At 63.9% G+C, this 16,657-nt stretch carries 12 protein-coding genes; 11 read left to right on the top strand and 1 reads right to left on the bottom strand.

The window, feature by feature from the left end:
- Positions 1 to 58: 58 nt before the first annotated feature.
- From F6X24_RS05590 to F6X24_RS05570, 5 genes are all read left to right on the top strand, one after another.
- Positions 59 to 1,711, top strand: coding sequence for a TldD/PmbA family protein (locus F6X24_RS05590; protein ID WP_151087074.1), 1,653 nt, complete (start codon positions 59 to 61; stop codon positions 1,709 to 1,711).
- 17 nt (positions 1,712 to 1,728) lie between these two features.
- A complete protein-coding gene (locus tag F6X24_RS05585; RefSeq protein ID WP_229725371.1) occupies positions 1,729 to 2,181 on the top strand; it encodes a four helix bundle protein in 453 nt (150 codons plus the stop codon).
- A 52-nt stretch (positions 2,182 to 2,233) separates the two neighbouring features.
- A complete protein-coding gene (locus tag F6X24_RS05580; protein WP_151087073.1) occupies positions 2,234 to 3,568 on the top strand; it encodes a TldD/PmbA family protein in 1,335 nt (444 codons plus the stop codon).
- 217 nt (positions 3,569 to 3,785) lie between these two features.
- Positions 3,786 to 5,435, top strand: coding sequence for a TldD/PmbA family protein (locus tag F6X24_RS05575; protein WP_151087072.1), 1,650 nt, complete (start codon positions 3,786 to 3,788; stop codon positions 5,433 to 5,435).
- Positions 5,436 to 5,611: 176 nt separating this feature from the next.
- The gene (locus F6X24_RS05570) at positions 5,612 to 6,937 is read left to right on the top strand and encodes a TldD/PmbA family protein (protein WP_151087071.1); all 1,326 of its coding nucleotides are present in this window, start codon (positions 5,612 to 5,614) and stop codon (positions 6,935 to 6,937) included.
- 167 nt (positions 6,938 to 7,104) lie between these two features.
- Here the strand turns inward: F6X24_RS05570 and F6X24_RS05565 are convergent, their stop codons facing one another.
- Positions 7,105 to 7,737 (bottom strand): porin family protein, encoded by a 633-nt coding sequence (locus F6X24_RS05565; protein ID WP_151087070.1) that lies wholly within the window; start codon positions 7,735 to 7,737, stop codon positions 7,105 to 7,107.
- A gap of 187 nt (positions 7,738 to 7,924) precedes the next feature.
- On the opposite strand from F6X24_RS05565, the gene F6X24_RS05560 reads away from it, so the two are divergent.
- The 6 genes from F6X24_RS05560 (at position 7,925) to F6X24_RS05535 (ending at position 16,504) form a co-directional block, all read left to right on the top strand.
- Positions 7,925 to 8,545: a DUF4159 domain-containing protein gene (locus F6X24_RS05560; protein WP_151087069.1), complete on the top strand. Its 621-nt coding sequence runs from the start codon at positions 7,925 to 7,927 to the stop codon at positions 8,543 to 8,545.
- 121 nt (positions 8,546 to 8,666) lie between these two features.
- Positions 8,667 to 9,644 (top strand): AAA family ATPase, encoded by a 978-nt coding sequence (locus F6X24_RS05555; protein WP_151087068.1) that lies wholly within the window; start codon positions 8,667 to 8,669, stop codon positions 9,642 to 9,644.
- An 87-nt stretch (positions 9,645 to 9,731) separates the two neighbouring features.
- On the top strand, positions 9,732 to 10,607 hold the full coding sequence (locus tag F6X24_RS05550) for a DUF58 domain-containing protein (protein ID WP_151087067.1): 876 nt from the start codon (positions 9,732 to 9,734) through the stop codon (positions 10,605 to 10,607).
- A 208-nt stretch (positions 10,608 to 10,815) separates the two neighbouring features.
- Complete coding sequence (locus F6X24_RS05545) at positions 10,816 to 12,339, top strand: BatA domain-containing protein (RefSeq protein ID WP_229725369.1); 1,524 nt, start codon at positions 10,816 to 10,818, stop codon at positions 12,337 to 12,339.
- Positions 12,340 to 12,371: 32 nt separating this feature from the next.
- Entirely contained in the window at positions 12,372 to 14,651 is a 2,280-nt protein-coding gene (locus tag F6X24_RS05540; protein WP_151087066.1) for a hypothetical protein, read from the top strand.
- Between the two features lie 56 nt (positions 14,652 to 14,707).
- The gene (locus tag F6X24_RS05535) at positions 14,708 to 16,504 is read left to right on the top strand and encodes a hypothetical protein (protein WP_151087065.1); all 1,797 of its coding nucleotides are present in this window, start codon (positions 14,708 to 14,710) and stop codon (positions 16,502 to 16,504) included.
- The last annotated feature ends 153 nt before the right edge of the window (positions 16,505 to 16,657 follow it).

Genomic DNA, 16,657 nt, shown 5'->3' with positions numbered 1-16,657 from the left:
ATACTGCTCATTTTCAAGTTTTTACATTAAAATATTTTCTACATTTACTCCCTTTCCCTTGAACAGACGCGACTTTACCGCCCTCACCGGCCTCGCCGCCGGAGCCCTGTGGCTCCCCGGTTTTCCGAGCCTGGCCGGCAACCACGTAGACCCGGCGCAGCTGCTGGAGCCAGGCCTCGATGTGGCCGCCAAAAAGCGAATGGCCGATGTAGCCCTGAACGCCGCCAGGGCGGCCGGCGCTACCTACGCCGACATCCGCATTCAGCGCACGCTCAACCAGAGTATTTTCACCCGCGAAAAGCAGGTGCAGGGCATTGCGAATATCGAGAGCCTGGGGGTGGGCATCCGGGTGATTGCCAACGGCACCTGGGGCTTTGCCTCGACCAATAACATGACCGACGCGGGCATCGCCAAAACAGCCCAGTACGCGGTAGCCATTGCCAAGGCCAACTCGAAGGTGCAGAAGGAGCCCGTGAAGCTGGCCCCCCAAAAGGGCTACGGCGACGTGGCCTGGAAAACGCCGATTGAGAAAAATGCTTTCGAAGTGCCCATCAAGGAGAAGGCCGATTTGCTGCTGGCCGCCAACGCGGCCGCTACCGACAACGGCGCCTCGTTCGTAAACTCAGCGCTGTTCCAAGTAAATGAGCAGAAGTACTTTGCCAGCACCGACGGCTCATACATCGACCAGGATATTCACCGCATCTGGCCCACGTTTGGGGTAACGGTGGTAGACCGGGCCAGCGGCAAGTTCCGCTCGCGCCAGAGCCTGAGCGTGCCGATGGGCATGGGCTACGAGTACCTCACGCCCAAGGCCGCCGACAAGATTGCCGGCCCGGCCGGCTCGGACGTCATCGGCTACAAAAACAGCTACGATATCCTGGAAGACGCCACCCGCGCCGCCAAGCAAACCAAGCAGAAGCTGACCTGCAAGAGCGTGGTGCCGGGCAAGTACGACCTCATCCTGGACCCGCACCACCTGGGCCTGACCATCCACGAATCGGTGGGCCACCCCACCGAGCTCGACCGCGTGCTGGGTTACGAGGCCAACTTTGCCGGCACCAGCTTCGCCACCCTGGAGTGGCGCAAGAAGGGCATTCCCTACGGCTCGAAAAACGTGACCATCGTGGCCGATAAGCTCCAGCACAACTCGCTGGGCGCGGTGGGCTACGACGACGAAGGCGTGAAAACCAAGGAATGGACGCTCATCGACCAGGGCAAGCTCATCGACTACCAGAAAATCCGCGACCAGGCGGCCATCGTGGGCCAGAACGCCTCGGATGGCTGCTGCTACTCGCAGTCGTGGCGCGATGTGCAGTTTCAGCGCATGGCCAACGTGAGTTTGCGCCCCAGCGCCACCAAGCGCAGCGTGGATGAGCTGGTGAGCGGCGTCGACAAGGGAATCTACATTGCCGGCAACGGCTCGTTCAGCATCGACCAGCAGCGCTACAACTCGCAGTTTGGCGGCCAGGTATTCTACGCCATCGAGAAAGGCAAAATCACCGAAATGCTCGAAGACGTGGCTTACCAGACCAACACGCTCGAATTCTGGGGCGCCTGCGCCGGCTCGTGCGACCAGAGCGACTACCGCTTCGCGGGCTTCTTCAACGACGGCAAGGGCCAGCCCTCCCAAAGCTCGGCCGTGAGCCACGGCTCGGCCACCACGCGCTTCAACGGCGTGAATGTGATTAATACGGCGCGCAAAATCGGTTAAATTTTAAATGTGAAAATGTGGAAGATGTGAAAAATGTGGGTGTTGACTCAGCTATGCTGGAAGGCGAATGGCTAGTGGCCGAAACGAGCCTGCCCGTTTATGGCAGCGACAACGCGGTAGTCCGTCTTTCTTTTCAGTTGGCGCTAACGGTACTGGCTTATGTAAGCGAACTGGAAGGCGCTCGCCACTACGTGGTAGCCCGACAATTAGTACGCTGTGGCACCTCGGTAGGCACTAACGTGCGCGAAGCGCAGCACGCGGAGAGCCGAGCAGATTTTATCCATAAGTGTAAAATCGCCGCTAAGGAAGCCGAGGAAACGGGCTATTGGCTGCAGCTCTGTACCCACGCGCCCAACTACCCCACGCCGCCCGTCTCACTCACCGATACCCTGCTGAGTGTGCGCCGCCTGCTAGCGCGTATCATCATTTCCAGCAAGGCGAAGGCCAGCAATGCCACCGCAGGCAGCTGACCAGAAGCATTTTCACATCTGCACATTTTCAAATCTCCCCCATTAATATAGTATGGCAATCCTCTCCCAAACCGAAGCCCAGGACATTCTCAAGAAGGTCATCGGCTTCAGCACCGCCGACGAGTGCGACGCGACGCTCAACGGCAGCCTCGAAGGCAACGTGCGCTCGGCGCGTAACTCCATCAGCACGGCCGGCGCCGTCGACAACGTGTCGCTGGCCGTGACCTCGTACTTCGGCAAGCGCTCGGGCACCGCTACTTGCAACCAGTTTGACGACGCCACCCTGCGCCGCTGCGTGCAGCGCGCCGAAGAAATAGCGCGCCTCGCCCCCGAAAGCCCCGAGTACATGCCGCTGCTCGGGCCGCAGACGTATCAGTCGTCGCCGCTGTCGTTTGCGGCCAGCACGGCGGGCATTACCCCCGACTACCGCGCCAGCCAGATGGCGGCCAGCATGCAGTACTGCGACAGCAAAAAGCTGTCGTCGGCCGGCTTTCTGAACGACCAGGCCGGCTTCGTAGCCAAGCGCAACTCCAAGGGCCTCGAAGCCTACCAGCGCACCACCAACCTCGATTTCAGCATCACCGTGCGCACGCTTGATGGCCTGGGCTCGGGCTACGCGGCTACCGACTTCACGGATATCAAGAATTTCGATGCGGCGCGCCTCACGGCGGTGGCGGCCAGCAAAGCGTCGTCGTCGGTGGGCGCCAAGGCGATTGAACCGGGCAAGTACACCGTCATTCTGGAGCCCAACGCGCTGGTATCGGGCTCCGATGCCTCGCTGCTGGCCGCGCTCATGCGCTCGTTCGACGCCCGCGCCGCCGACGAAGGCCGCAGCTTCCTGAGCAAGAAGGGCGGCGGCAATCGCAAGGGCGAAAAGCTGTTTGATGAGCGCGTTACGATTTATTCGGACCCCACCAACGCCGAGGTGCCTGACCTGACTTTTTCGGGCGATGGCCGCCCGCAGCAGCGCACCACCTGGATTGAGAAGGGCGTCGTAAAAAACCTGTACAGCTCGCGCTACTGGGCGCAGAAATCGGGCATTCCTGACCTGCCCAGCCCCGGCGGCTTCATCATGGAAGGCGGTACGCAGAGCACCGCCGACCTCATCAAGAGTACGGCCAAGGGCATTCTGGTCACGCGCCTGTGGTATATCCGCCCCGTCGACCCGCAAACGCTCCTGTTTACGGGCCTGACGCGCGACGGTACGTTCTACATCGAAAACGGCGCTATCAAGTTTCCGGTCAAGAATTTCCGCTTCAACGAGAGCCCGATTATTATGCTCAACAACCTGGAGGCCATCGGCCGCCCGGTGCGGCTGGCCGGCAACCTGGTGCCGCCGCTCAAGATTCGCGACTTCACGTTTACCAGCTTGTCGGACGCAGTGTAGACAATTTAAATAATATCATATTCTATATATTTAAAAACCTCTTCACCTTCCCGGTGCGGAGGTTTTTGCTTTCTGCGCGCACTACATTGAGCAACGCTTTGTGCCCGACTCACATCTGTTAGCAGTGGTACCCGGCTTTTGAAGGCATAACTCTGCCAAGTTTTGCCTAACTAGCAGTGGATTCCACTGCCTCCTTCATTTTCTCCTTTTCTCTGCCATGAACCGACGTGACTTTGTGGGCCTCACCGGCCTGGGCGCCACGGCCCTGCTGCTGCCCGGCCTGCCCGGCTTCGGCGCCCAGCGCGTGGACCCCAGCCGCCTGCTGGAGCCCGGCGCCGATACCATCCTGAAAAAGCGCCTGGCCGACGCCGCGCTGAATGCCGCCAAGAGCGCCGGCGCCAGCTACGCCGACGTGCGCATCGGCCGCTCGCTCAACCAGTACGTGTTTACCCGCGAAAAGCAGGTGCAGAACATTGTGAGCACCGAGAGCTACGGCGTAGGCATCCGGGTGCTGGTAAACGGCTGCTGGGGCTTCGCCTCCACGAGCGTGGTAACTGAGGCCAGCCTGGCCGCCACTGCCCGCCTGGCCGCCGATATTGCCAAGGCCGACCGCCTCGTGATGAAGGAGCCCGTGCAGCTGGCCCCGCAGCAGGGCTACGGCGAGGTGAGCTGGCGCACGCCTATCCAGCAGAGCGCCTTCGAAGTGCCGGTGAAGCAGAAGGCCGACCTGCTGCTGGCCGCCAACGCGGCGGCGCTCGACGCCGGGGCCAGCTACATCAACTCGGCCCTTTTTCAGGTGAATGAGCAGAAGTACTTTGCCAGCACCGATGGCTCGTACATCGACCAGGACGTGCACCGCCTCTGGCCCACCTTCAACGCCACGGCGGTCGATACCAAAACCGGCAAGTTCCGCTCGCGCGAGGCGCTGAGCGCGCCCGTGGGGCTGGGCTACGAGTACCTCACGCCCAGCGCCAATGAGCAGGTGTACGGCCCGCAGGGCACCGATACGGTGGGCTACAAGCTGCGCTACGACATCCTGGCCGATGCGGCGCTGGCCGGCAAGCAGGCCAAGGCCAAGCTGGGCATGAGGTCGGTGACGCCCGGCAAGTACGACCTCGTGCTCGACCCCGGCCACCTGGGCCTGACCATTCACGAATCGGTGGGCCACCCCACCGAGCTCGACCGCGTGCTGGGCTACGAGGCCAACTTTGCCGGCACCAGCTTCGCCACCCTGGAGTGGAAGGCCAAGAACCTGCCCTACGGCTCGCCGCAGGTCAACATCGTGGCCGACAAGCTGCAACCGGGCGCGGTGGGCACCGTGGGCTACGACGACGAGGGCGTGAAAACCAAGGAGTGGGACATCATCCGGGCCGGTAAGCTGGTCGACTACCAGAAAATCCGCGACCAGGCGCACATCGTGGGCCAGAAGGCATCCGACGGCTGCTGCTACGCGCAGTCGTGGGAAGACGTCCAGTTTCAGCGCATGGCCAACATCAGCCTCAGGCCCGGCCCCGCCAAAATGAGCCCCGACGAGATGATAAGCAAGGTTGACAAGGGCATTTACATTGCCGGCGCGGGCTCGTTCAGCATCGACCAGCAGCGGTTTAACTTTCAGTTTGGCGGGCAGCTGTTTTTCGCCATCGAGAAGGGCAAAATCACGGAGCCGCTCGAAGACGTAGCCTATCAAGCGAATACCCAGGAGTTTTGGGGCGCCTGCCAGGGCTCGTGCGACCAGAGCGACTACCGCCTCTTTGGCACCTTCTTCGACGGCAAAGGCCAGCCGGCCCAGGTGTCGTCGGTGAGCCACGGCTCGGCCACTACGCGCTTTAATGCAGTGAACGTGATTAACACGGCCCGCAAAGTGTAGGAAATGTGTGCAATATGATTGCTGTACTGGCTGTGAGAATGAATTGTTGAAGACGAAGGAAGGCGGCTGTCAGAGCGCCAGCTACGCCATTTTCACATCTTTTGCATTTCCCACGGCCGGCTTATGCTTTCAATACACATTCTCTCATGCTACACATTTCCACATTATAAAAATCAATGGCCATTCTCTCCCAAGACGAAGCCCAGGCTTTACTGCAGAAAGTGCTCACGTACAGCACCGCCGATGAATGCGCGGTATCGCTCAACGGGCGCACCACCGGCAATATCCGCTACGCCCGCAACAGCGTGAGCACGGCCGGCGCCCAGGACACTATTTCGCTGGCCGTGGAGTCGCGGTTTGGCAAGCGTGCGGGCATTGCCACGTGCAACGAGTTTGACGAGGCCACACTGCGGCGCTGCGTGCAGCGCGCCGAAGAGATTGCCCACCTGGCCCCCGAAAGCCCGGAATACGTGCCGCTGCTCGGCCCCCAAACGTATTTGAGCCCGCCTTCGGCCGTCACTACCCTGCTCACGCCCGCCACCCGTGCCCAGGCCGCGGCCGACAGCATGACGCTGTGCGCGGCCAAAAACCTGGCATCGGCCGGCTTTTTGGATGGTGGGGTGCGGTTTCAGGCCCTGCGCAATTCGAAAGGGCTGGCGGCGTATCAGCAATCGACCAACACCGACTTCTCGGTGACGGTGCGCACGGCCGACGGCCGCGGCTCGGGCTACGCCATTGCCGACGTAACTGACCCCGCCAAGCTGAATACCAAAGTCTTAACGCAGCGCGCCGCCGATAAAGCTATCGGCTCGGTGAATGCCAAAGCCATTGAGCCCGGCAAGTACACCGTGATACTGGAGCCGGCCGCGCTCATGGCCGGCGACGACCTCTCGCTGCTGGGCGGCCTGCTCGGCGGCCTCGACGCCCGCTCGGCCGACGAGGGCCGCAGCTTTATGACCAAAAAGGGCGGCGGCAACCGCAAAGGCGAAAAGCTGTTTGACGAGCGCGTCAACATCTACTCTGACCCGCTCAATGCCGAGGTTCCCGGCAATGCCTTCGACAACGAAGGCCTGCCCACGCAGCGCCTGAGCTGGGTGGAGAAAGGCATAGTAAAAAACCTATATTACTCGCGCTTCTGGGCCGAGAAAAACAAGGTGGCCCCCACGGCCTACCCCAGCGGCTTCGTGATGAGCGGCGGCACCCAAAGCACCGCCGAGCTGATAAAAGGCACCGCCAAGGGCATTCTGGTAACGCGCCTGTGGTACATCCGCGAAGTTGACCCCCAAACGCTGCTCTACACCGGCCTCACGCGCGACGGCACGTTCTACATCGAGAACGGCGCCATCAAGTTTCCCATTAAAAACATGCGCTTCAACGAGAGCCCGATTATCATGCTCAACAACGTGGAAGCCATCGGCCGCCCCGTGCGCCTGGCCGGCTGCCTGGTGCCGCCCCTCAAAATCAGGGATTTCACCTTTACCAGCCTTTCCGACGCTATTTAGCGTTTAGCTGAAAAATACGTTCTTGCTAAAAAGGCCGCCATGCTGAGCATGACGGCCTTTTTAGGTTTCGGATAGCTTCTTAGCCGGCGCTAAAAAGCGGTTGTCAGTGCGCCGCTATGCTCGCAACGACAACCGGTTTATGCGACGAAAGCCTTTAAACGGCTGCTTTACAGCTTAGGCAGCTGGAAAGCGGCGTAGAGCTGAAACACCTGGTTTTGCTGGCGCAAATCGGTTACACCCTGCAAAAACTGGATATTGTTGATATCGTTGAGGCCGGCTACGAAGCGCACGCCTACCCGGGCCGAAGGCGCGAGTTTGAGGCCAACTCCGGCACAAAGCGAATAGTCGGAGGGCTTGTAGTTGTCGGTCGATTTCTGGTTTACTTCGCCAAACAGTACGGTGCCGCTCGAGCTACGCGTTTGCACGCGGCCATCTTCGTTGGCATATAGTAGCCGGCCAAATTGCGGGCCAACCTCTACGAACACTGGCCCGAAGGTAGCCTTAATCAAGATGGGCACGGTGATGTATTGAAGCTGGGTAGTGTAGTCCGTATTTGTCGCAGCCGACGTGCCCTTCATCGCTGCGCCTTGCATGGAGTACAGCACCTCGGGCTGTATCGAAATTGGCCCGAATATTTTATACTCATAAAAAACGCCCGCGTGAAAATAAGTTTTGTACGAAGCGTCTTCCCCGGCGCGACCGGTGAGGACAGATTCATTAACGCCCGCTTTTACGCCAAATTGGGCATGGGCCTGTGAGGCCAGCAGCAGTAGCATAACCGCCAGTGCAAAATTTTTCATGGTAACTGATAGTGAGTAGATTAACGCAAGGAACTGCTGCCCAATCGGTCGGTAGCGAGTACCCCACGCCTGGTAAGGTGCTTTTAGGGGGGCAAAGGTTGCAGCCGCAAGGTTGCCACAGCCCGGTGAAAGCGCTGTGAACCGTTTGGGTGCAACCTTGCGGCTTCGTTTGCCGCCTTTTTTGCCTATGCCTGCCCCGTTTACGTTTGTGCGCCTCAGCTACCACTCCGGCGACTGGGATGCCGTGGATGAGCGCATGCCCGCCAACCTGCTGCACTCGCTGGTGCAATACACCACGGTGCCGGTCGAGCCCAAGGAAAAAGTGGTGGCCCTCGACAGCCCCGACTTGTTCAACTACCCGTTCTGCTACCTTTCGGGCCACCGGCTGGTGCAGTTTTCGGCCCAGGAGAAAAAGAACTTCACGCAGTACGTGCGCAACGGCGGCTTCGTGTTTGTCGACGACTGCAACCACGATATCGACGGGCTGTTTGCGCGCTCGTTTGAGGAGCAGATGCGGGTGTGCTTCGGCCCCAACGCCCTGCAGAAAATCCCGAAGACGCATCCGCTATATAGCCAATTCTTTACGTTTAAAGACGGCCCGCCCAACACCGGCTTCGAGCTCAATGGCTGGGGCGACGACCTGGTGCACGACTACCTCAAGGCCGTGGAGATTAAGGGCCGCATCGGCGTGCTGTATTCCAATAAGGACTACGGCTGCGAGTGGGACTACGACTTTCGCAACAAGCGCTTTCTGGCCGAAGACAACACCAGGTTTGGCGTTAATATTTTGCTCTATGCGCTCTCGTAGGGGCGCGTCGCACGCGCCCGGCTTAGTCCCATTGCTTTTGCCACTTGTTTTATGCCATCTCTCAATAACCCGTCGTTAGCTAATCCGGTACCGCCGGGCGCGTGCGACGCGCCCCTCCAATATGACCGAACAAGACGTTAAAACCCTTCTGGCCAAGCTGCCGACCCTGAAGGCCGAAATCGGCAAGGTCATCGTGGGCCAGAGCCAGGTGCTCGACGAGGTGCTGGTGGCCCTGCTGGCCGGCGGCCACGCCCTGCTCGAAGGCGTGCCGGGCCTGGCCAAAACCCTGCTCGTGCGCACGCTGGCCCAGGCCACCGATTTGCCGTTTCGCCGCATTCAGTTCACCCCCGACCTCATGCCGACCGACATCCTTGGCACCGAGGTATTGGAGGAAGACCACGGCACCGGCCACCGTTCGTTTAAGTTCAACCCCGGCCCCATCTTCGCCAGCCTGGTGCTGGCCGACGAGATAAACCGCACGCCGCCCAAAACCCAGGCCGCCCTGCTCGAAGCCATGCAGGAAGGCCACGTAACCTACGCCGGCCAGGAACACGCGCTGCCCAAGCCGTTCTTTTTGCTGGCCACCCAGAACCCGATTGAGCAGAGCGGCACTTACCCGCTGCCCGAGGCCCAGCTCGACCGCTTTTTGCTGTACGTGCGCATCGGCTACCCCACCGAGCAGGAGGAGATGGCCGTGCTCAGCGGCACCACCGGCACGGCCCGCGCCGAGGTGCAGCCTATAGTAGGTGGTGACGATATTCGGCAGCTTCAGCAGCTGGTGCGCCAGGTGAGCCTCAGCCCCGAGCTGCTGAGCTTCGTGAACCGGCTGGTGCGCGCCACCCGCCCGGCCACCTCGGAGGTCAAGTTTATCCAGGACTACGGCCGCTGGGGCGCCGGCCCGCGCGCCGGCCAGGCGCTGATACTCTGCGCTAAGGCGCGGGCGCTGCTGCAAGGCCGCTTCGCCGCCACGCTCGATGACATCAAAGCCCTGGCCCCGCCGGTGCTGCGCCACCGCGTGCTGCTGAATTTCAACGCCGAAGCCGAAAATCTGACGCCCGATGATGCCGTGCGCGAGCTGCTGAAAGCCGTAGCGGTATAGCGTGGACTCTGCGAGTCCGCGCTTGCGCCGTATGTTTTTATCGAATCGTTCTACGCGCGGACTCGCAGAGTCCACGCTACTGCTCACATGCTAAGCCCCGAACTCCTTTATGCCCTGCGCAACCTGCCGCTGGCCGCCCGCCAGGCGGCGGAGGGTTTTTTGGCCGGCGCGCACGCCAGCCGGCGCCAGGGCGCGGGCATGGAGTTCAGCCAGTACCGGCCCTACCAGCCCGGCGACGACCTGCGCCGCCTCGACTGGCGCCTGGCCGCGCGCTCGGATAAGTACTTTTTGCGCGAATCGGAAGTCGATACCAGCCTCGTAGTCAACCTCGTGCTCGACGCCAGTGCCAGCATGAACCACCGCGACGACAACGGCCTCACCAAGCTCGACTACGCCCGGCTGCTGCTGGCGGCCCTGGCCTACCTGGCCCAGAAGCAGGGCGACGCCGTGGGGCTGACCATCCTGCGGCCCGCTGGCTTGCAGCACTTTCCGGCCCGCGCCGACACGCGCCAGCTGCCGCGCCTCTACCACGCCCTGGAGCAAGCCCAGGCCACCGGCACTTTCCCCGACACCGCCACGCTGGCTCCGCTCACGGCCCGGCGCCAGCGTGCGCTTACGGTGTGCGTGAGCGACCTGTACGAAGCCGATGACGAGATAAACCACCTGCTGGCCCGCCTGCGCGCCGTGAGCGGCGACGTGCTGCTGCTGCACCTGGTAGCCGGCAACGAGCTGAATTTTAGCTACAAAGGCGCCATCACGATGCGCGACCTCGAAACCGGCCAGACCATCCAGCTTAATGCCGACGAGCAGCGCCCGGCCTACCAGCAGCAGCTGCGGCAGTGGCTGCGCGACACCGCGCAACGAGCCCGGCAGCAGGGCCTCGACTACCAGCAGCTCAGCACGGCCGAGCCGCTGGACGCAGCGCTGCGCGAGTTTTTGAAACGCCGACACCTGATGAGTTGAATTTGACTACAGCTTTTTTAATCGTTTGCCCTTGCGAGCACGGCAATCGCCCCAGAACGATACCTGAACGAGCTAGCAGAACGACCGGCGCGCGTATTGTTCGAGTGCGCTTGCTGCGCTCGCAAGGACAACGAAATTCATAATCTATAATTACTAGTTGCTCACCCTCACCACTCCTCCTGCGCTACTAGCCCTACTTGGCCTCCTCGTGCCGCTGGCCATCCACCTCTGGAACCGCCGGCCGGGCCGCGAGGTGGCGGTGGGCAGCCTGCGCTGGCTGGCCGCCGGCGCCAACCGCCGCCTGCGCAACCTGCGCCTGGAGCAGGTGTGGCTGTTGTTGCTGCGGGCTGCGCTGCTGGCCGGGCTGGCGCTGGTGCTGGCAGGCCCCAGGTGGCGGCAGCCGCAGCCGCCCGGCCGCGGCCAGGTGTTGGTGAGCCCCGAGCTGGCGGGCCACGGCACCCTGGCAGCCGTGCGCCCCACTATCGATTCGCTGCGGCGGCGCGGCTATACGCTGCGCTGGCTGGCCGCCGGGCTGCCCGTAATCACGGCCGCCGAGTGGCGCGCCGACTCGCTGGGACAGGGCAAACGAGTCGATTCCGAATATTCAATAAATACTATGTACTGGGCGCGCCTGCGCCAGGCGGCCGACGCATTTCCGGGCCAGCCGCTTTATGCCCTCACGCCCACGGCGCTGCCTGGCTTTGGGGGCCCGCACCCGGCCCTGCCCGCTACCCTTAGCTGGCAAACTATCCCGACCCGGCTGGAAACTACCTGGCTGCAAGCCGCGGCGGCCACTGCCGACAGCCTGCGCCTGCTGCTGGGCCACAGCGACGAAACCCAAACGACATTCCGGGTAGTGCGCGTAGCGCGGCCCCAGCCGGGTGCTTTACTGACGGTGACAGGCTTGCCGGCCCTGCGCTACGAGGTGAGCGGGAGCAACAGCTTGCTGCGCCCGCAGCCTGGTGCCCGCGATTCGACCCGCCAGCCGGCCGTGCCGGTGCGCACCGCCCCGGTGCGGGCTTGGCTGTACACTACGGCCGGCTACGGCGAAGAGGCCCGTTATCTGCGGGCGGCTCTGCGGGCCGCCTCGGTGGGCCTGCCGGCCCCGCTCGCCCTCACGGTCAGCCCCGGCTTACCAGATACCGCCCAGGCGCCCGACTGGCTTTTCTGGCTGAGCGATAGCCAGGTGCCGGCAGCCTGGCGCCGCCAGGTGCCGCGGGGCCTGCACCTGTGGCAGGAAGCAGCAGGGCCAGGCACGGCAGATACGGCCGCGCTGACTACCACCGACCCTGGCGCAGCCATTCGCATTGGGCGCCGCGGCCGGCAGCCAGTGGAGGCCCACAGCCTGAGCCGCTGGGCCGATGGCCAGGGCCGGGCCGTGCTGGCGGCCAGCCCCCAGGGGCGGGGCTGTTTTTACCAGTTAGCTACCCGGCTTGGCCCCGGTTGGAGTACGCTATCGGAAAGCCCGGCGCTGCCGGCACTCCTGCTGGAGGTGCTGGCGGCCGAGCCGCAGCTGGGCGTCGATTCGGCGCTCACGGCCCACGACCAGCGCCGGCTCGACCCGGCCCAGCTGCCCGCCCGCCCGGCCCGGCTGGCCACGGGCGCCGCGCAGCCGGTAGCTGCTTATCGCTTCACCGACCTTCGCCCCTGGCTTATTGGGTTAGTAATCCTGCTTTTTGGCTTGGAGCGCTGGCTGGCGCAACGGCGGCCTAACGCTACTTTACCAGCCTAAACCTTGCACCCAGCCTCCGAAAACCCCGATTTATGACCCAGGTAGCTTTTCGCGCAGCAACGGACTTGTGGACCGCTCGCCAACAGCTGCGGGCGGCGGGGCGCAGCTACCTGGGGCGGCGGCTGACCACCGTAGTAGTGCCAGCTATGCTGGGCCTGCTGCTGCTAGGCCTGTTGGCTATCCGTTGGCCCGCCGGGCGCCCGGCGCTGCTGGCGGGCATGGCACTCCTGCTGGCGGTAGCTGCCTGGCAGCTATGGCAGCGGCGGCTGGCCGGGCTGGCCGACGTAGCCCGGCAGCTCGACCGGCTTTTTCCGGAGCTGGAAGATAGCAGCGGCTTATTACTACAAGAGCCTGAGCAGCTGCCTTTTCTGGGGCAGCTGCAGCAGCAGCGCATAAGCCAGCGCCTCGCCGGGCTGGCAGCCCCGCCAAGCCGGCTGCTACCGGTTTCCTTTAAAAACAGCTTGTTAGTCAGCGGCTTGCTACTTATTGGCTGCGCCCTGGCCTGGTGGCTGCCCACGCCGCGGGCCAGCGCACTGGCTCCGGCAGCCGTAGCCATGCATTTTTCTTCCGATGCAAGCCAGCCCCTGCCGGCCGCCGCGCCGCGCATCACGAAGGTCGCCCTGCTGGTGACGCCGCCGGCCTACACGCGGCTCGCGGCCTTTGTGCCCGCGGCCGCCACTTTCCAATGCCCGCAGGGGTCACAGGTGCGCTGGCAGGTGCGCGTTAGTCGCACCACGGGGGCCGCGCCGGTTCTTGAAATCGGCGGTCAAAAACTGCCCTTAACGCCGACAAAGGGGGTAGATAAGCAGTTTGAGCTGGTGCTGACAGTTGCCGCTTCCACGCTCTACCGCCTACGCTACGCCGGGCAAACCTCCGACGACTACGCCCTTGATGTACGGCCCGACCAGGTGCCCGTCGTTCGCATTCAAACCCCTAAGCCTTATACGCTTATTGCCGCAGTGGGCACCCGGCCCGAGGTAGCCGTTAAGGCCAGTCTGCACGACGACTATGGCCTGACCCAGGCCGAGCTGGTCATTACCGTGGCGCAGGGCCAGGGCGAGGCGGTGAAGTTTCACGAAGTGCGCCGCGACCTCAGCGCCGGGCTGGGCGGGCAGCCCGCCGAAGCTACGGTAACCAGCCAGCTGAATTTGCCCAAACTGGGCCTTACTTACGGCGACGAGCTGTATTTCTACGTGCAGGCCCGCGACAACAACGGCCACGCGGCCCGCTCAGACGCCTTTTTGGTGCAGTGGCAGGACACGGCCGCCGCCAGCAGCGCCCTCGACATGGGCATGGGCGTGAATACCGCGCCGGCTTACTTTCGCAGCGAGCGCCAGATAATTATCGACACCGAAAAGCTATTGGCCGAGAAGAGCAAGCTGACGACGGCCGAGTTTAGCAATCGGGCCAATGCGCTGGGCTTCGACCAGCAGGCGCTACGCCTGCGCTACGGTAAGTTTCTGGGTGAGGAAGCCGAAAAAGGCCTGGGCGTGACCGCCGGGCCGCCCACCGCCGACGAGCCCGCTTCGCCTACCGCCGACGCGCCCGCCGCCGACCCCAAACCGGCCGCACCTACCGCCGAGGCCGAAGACCACGACCACCACGCCGAGGCGCCCACCGGCCGCAATGCCTCGCCCACCGCCGCCACCGATGCGCTCATGGACCCCTACATGCACAAGCACGACGACGCCGAAACCGCCGACTTCCTGGAGCCCGCTGTGAAGGCTAAGCTGCACGCGGTGCTCGACGAGATGTGGGCCGCCGAGCTGCGCCTGCGCACCGGCCAGCCCGCCGCCGCCCGGCCCTACGAGTACCGCGCCCTGCGCCTGCTCAAGCAGGTGCAGCAGCAAACCCGCGCCTACGTGAAAAAGGCCGGCTTCACGCCCCCGCCCCTGCCCGAAGCCACGCTGCGCCTCACCGGCGAGCTGAAGGGCGCCGCCGCCCCGCGCCTGCAAGCTACGGTGCCCGCCCCGGCCACGCAGCCCACCGTGCGCGCTGCGCTGCGTTGGCTGGCCCTTGCCCAAAGCCTGCCCACGCACCCGGCTCGCCCCGCCGATGCGACCCCGCTCGAGCAGGCCGGCACGGCGCTGGCCCAGGCTGCTTTGCAAAAACCTGGCTTGTATCTGCCAGCCCTGCGCGGCCTGCGTCAGCTCGCGGCCGATGCGCGGGCCGGCCGCATTCCCTGCGTTTCCTGCCTGGCGCTGGCCCAGCGCGCCCTCACCGACTTGCTGCCGGCACCTGTACCCACAGCTGCCCCCGCCACTACCCCCGACCGACTAGGCCAGCGCTACTTCCGGGAGTTAGCTCAATGATTATTAAGTATTTTATTTTAAGTATATATTTTTAGCATACCACTGCCTTATCCACCTTGTTACCTGCTCCCTACTCACTGCTTATCGCACTGGCCTGCGGGCTGCTAGCGCTGGGGCTGGCCTGGGCTGCCTGGCATCGCCCCGACCGCCGTCGGCTGGCGGGGCGGCTGGCCGCCAGCCTGGCGGCCCCGTTGGCCTTTTGGCTAATGGCCTACCCGCCGCTGCGCGCCGTACCCGCTGCCCGGGCCGAGGCCATTGTGCTTACCCCTGGCTACCAGCCCGATACGCTAAAGCAGCTGCTGCGACACCTGGGAGCCGGCACGGCAGTTTGGACCTACGGCACCAAGCCGGTGGCTCACTCCAAAGCGCTGGGTAGTCTGCTTACACTCGCTGAGCAGCGGCCGGCCCTGCACCGGCTGCATTTGTTGGGTGAAGGCCTGCCGGCAGCCGAGCTTGCCCTGCTGGGCCGGCTACCCGTAGTGTACCACGCGGGGCCGGCCTCCGAGGGTTTTCGGGCAGCTGCCTGGAGCCGGCAGCTTAGCCTGGGCCAGTATGCGGAGGCCGAGGGCAGCGTAGTCGCCACCCAGGCCGGGCCGGCCTGGGTGAGCCTCTGGGCCGAAGGCGCGGGGCGCGACTCCGTCCGGCTGCCAGCTGGCGCGGGCAGCTTTCACCTCCGCTACCAACCCAAAACGGCCGGACTGGCGCGCTACGAGCTACGACTGCGCCGCAGCGGTCACCTGCAGGCCAGCGAGCCCCTGCCCTTAGAAATAAACACGGCGCCCCTGCCGCCCGTGCTGCTGCTGGCGGCCGTGCCGGGCTTCGAGTTTAAGTTTCTGAAAAACGCCCTTGCGGCCGCTGGACGGGCCGTGGCCCTGCGCACCACCGTTAGCCGGGGGCTGGTGCAAACTGAGGTTCTCAACCAGGCCGCGCAGTCGCTCGACCATCTTACGCCCAGCCTACTTAGCCGCTACGCCGTGGTAGTAGCCGACGCTGCCACCCTGGCTACGCTCCCGGGCGCCGAAAGCCAGGCCCTGCACGGCGCCATCCGGGAAGGCCGGCTGGGCCTGGTGGTGCTGGCCGATGCTGCGCCCCTGCCAGCAGCTACGCCCGCCCGCGCCGACTTCGTAGTGCAGCCACTGCCCGTAGCCGGGGCTACTTCGCAGCTTCTTAGCTGGCCCTATGCTCCTACTGCGGTACGGGCCATGCAGCCGGCCCAGCTTCGGGCCAGCGCCGCCCGCCCGCTGGTGCTGGCGCACGGCTCGGCACCGGTGGTAGCTGCCCGGCGCTTCGGGCTGGGTGCCGTAGTGGTATCAGTAGTACCCGAAACTTTTCACTGGGCTTTGCAGGGGCAGCAGGCAGCCTATAACTCATTCTGGAGCCAACTGCTCACCTCCGCCACCCCGCCGCCCGCCCCGGCTGCCAGCTGGCAGGTGCTCGACCAGTGGCCCCGGACGCAACAGCCGCTTACGTTGCGGCTGGCAGGGCCCCGGCCGACTAGCCTGCCCACCGTGCAGCCGCTGGCAGGCGGCCCCGTCGTGCGGCTAGCCCTCGCCCAGGATACCCGCCTGCCCGAGTGGAGCACGGCACAGTATTGGCCCGCCACAGCGGGCTGGCATTCGGTACGCGGACCTGGTCACACCACGCACAGCTTCTACGTGTACGACCCGGCCGCCTGGCGCGGCCCCGAGCTAGCTGCCCGGCAGCAGGCGCTGGCTGCCCGCACTACGCCACCTGGCGCCAGCCAGGGTGGCCAACCGGCCATGACTACGGTGCAGCAGCCGTGGCCGGCGGGTTGGTTCTTCGGGTTGTTTCTGTTGGCAGCTGGCTTTTTATGGCTGGAGGAGAAGGTTTGAATCACGGTATAGAAGAGTTCCTGTCGTTTTAATTCATAGAAGCGGTTTCGGAAGTCGGGGCCGAAGCGGGCCGCCGGCTTTTTCGCCGGCTGTCCGCTCGTTAACCGAACGATTTTGAGCGGCATCGCCGGCCGCCCGCCGGCAATGCCGCTC

The sequence above is a fragment of the Hymenobacter baengnokdamensis genome (assembly GCF_008728635.1).
Taxonomy (GTDB): Bacteria; Bacteroidota; Bacteroidia; order Cytophagales; family Hymenobacteraceae; genus Hymenobacter; species Hymenobacter baengnokdamensis.
The sequence above is the reverse complement of the archived record's forward strand: the minus strand, read 5'-3'. Positions and strand labels throughout refer to the sequence as shown.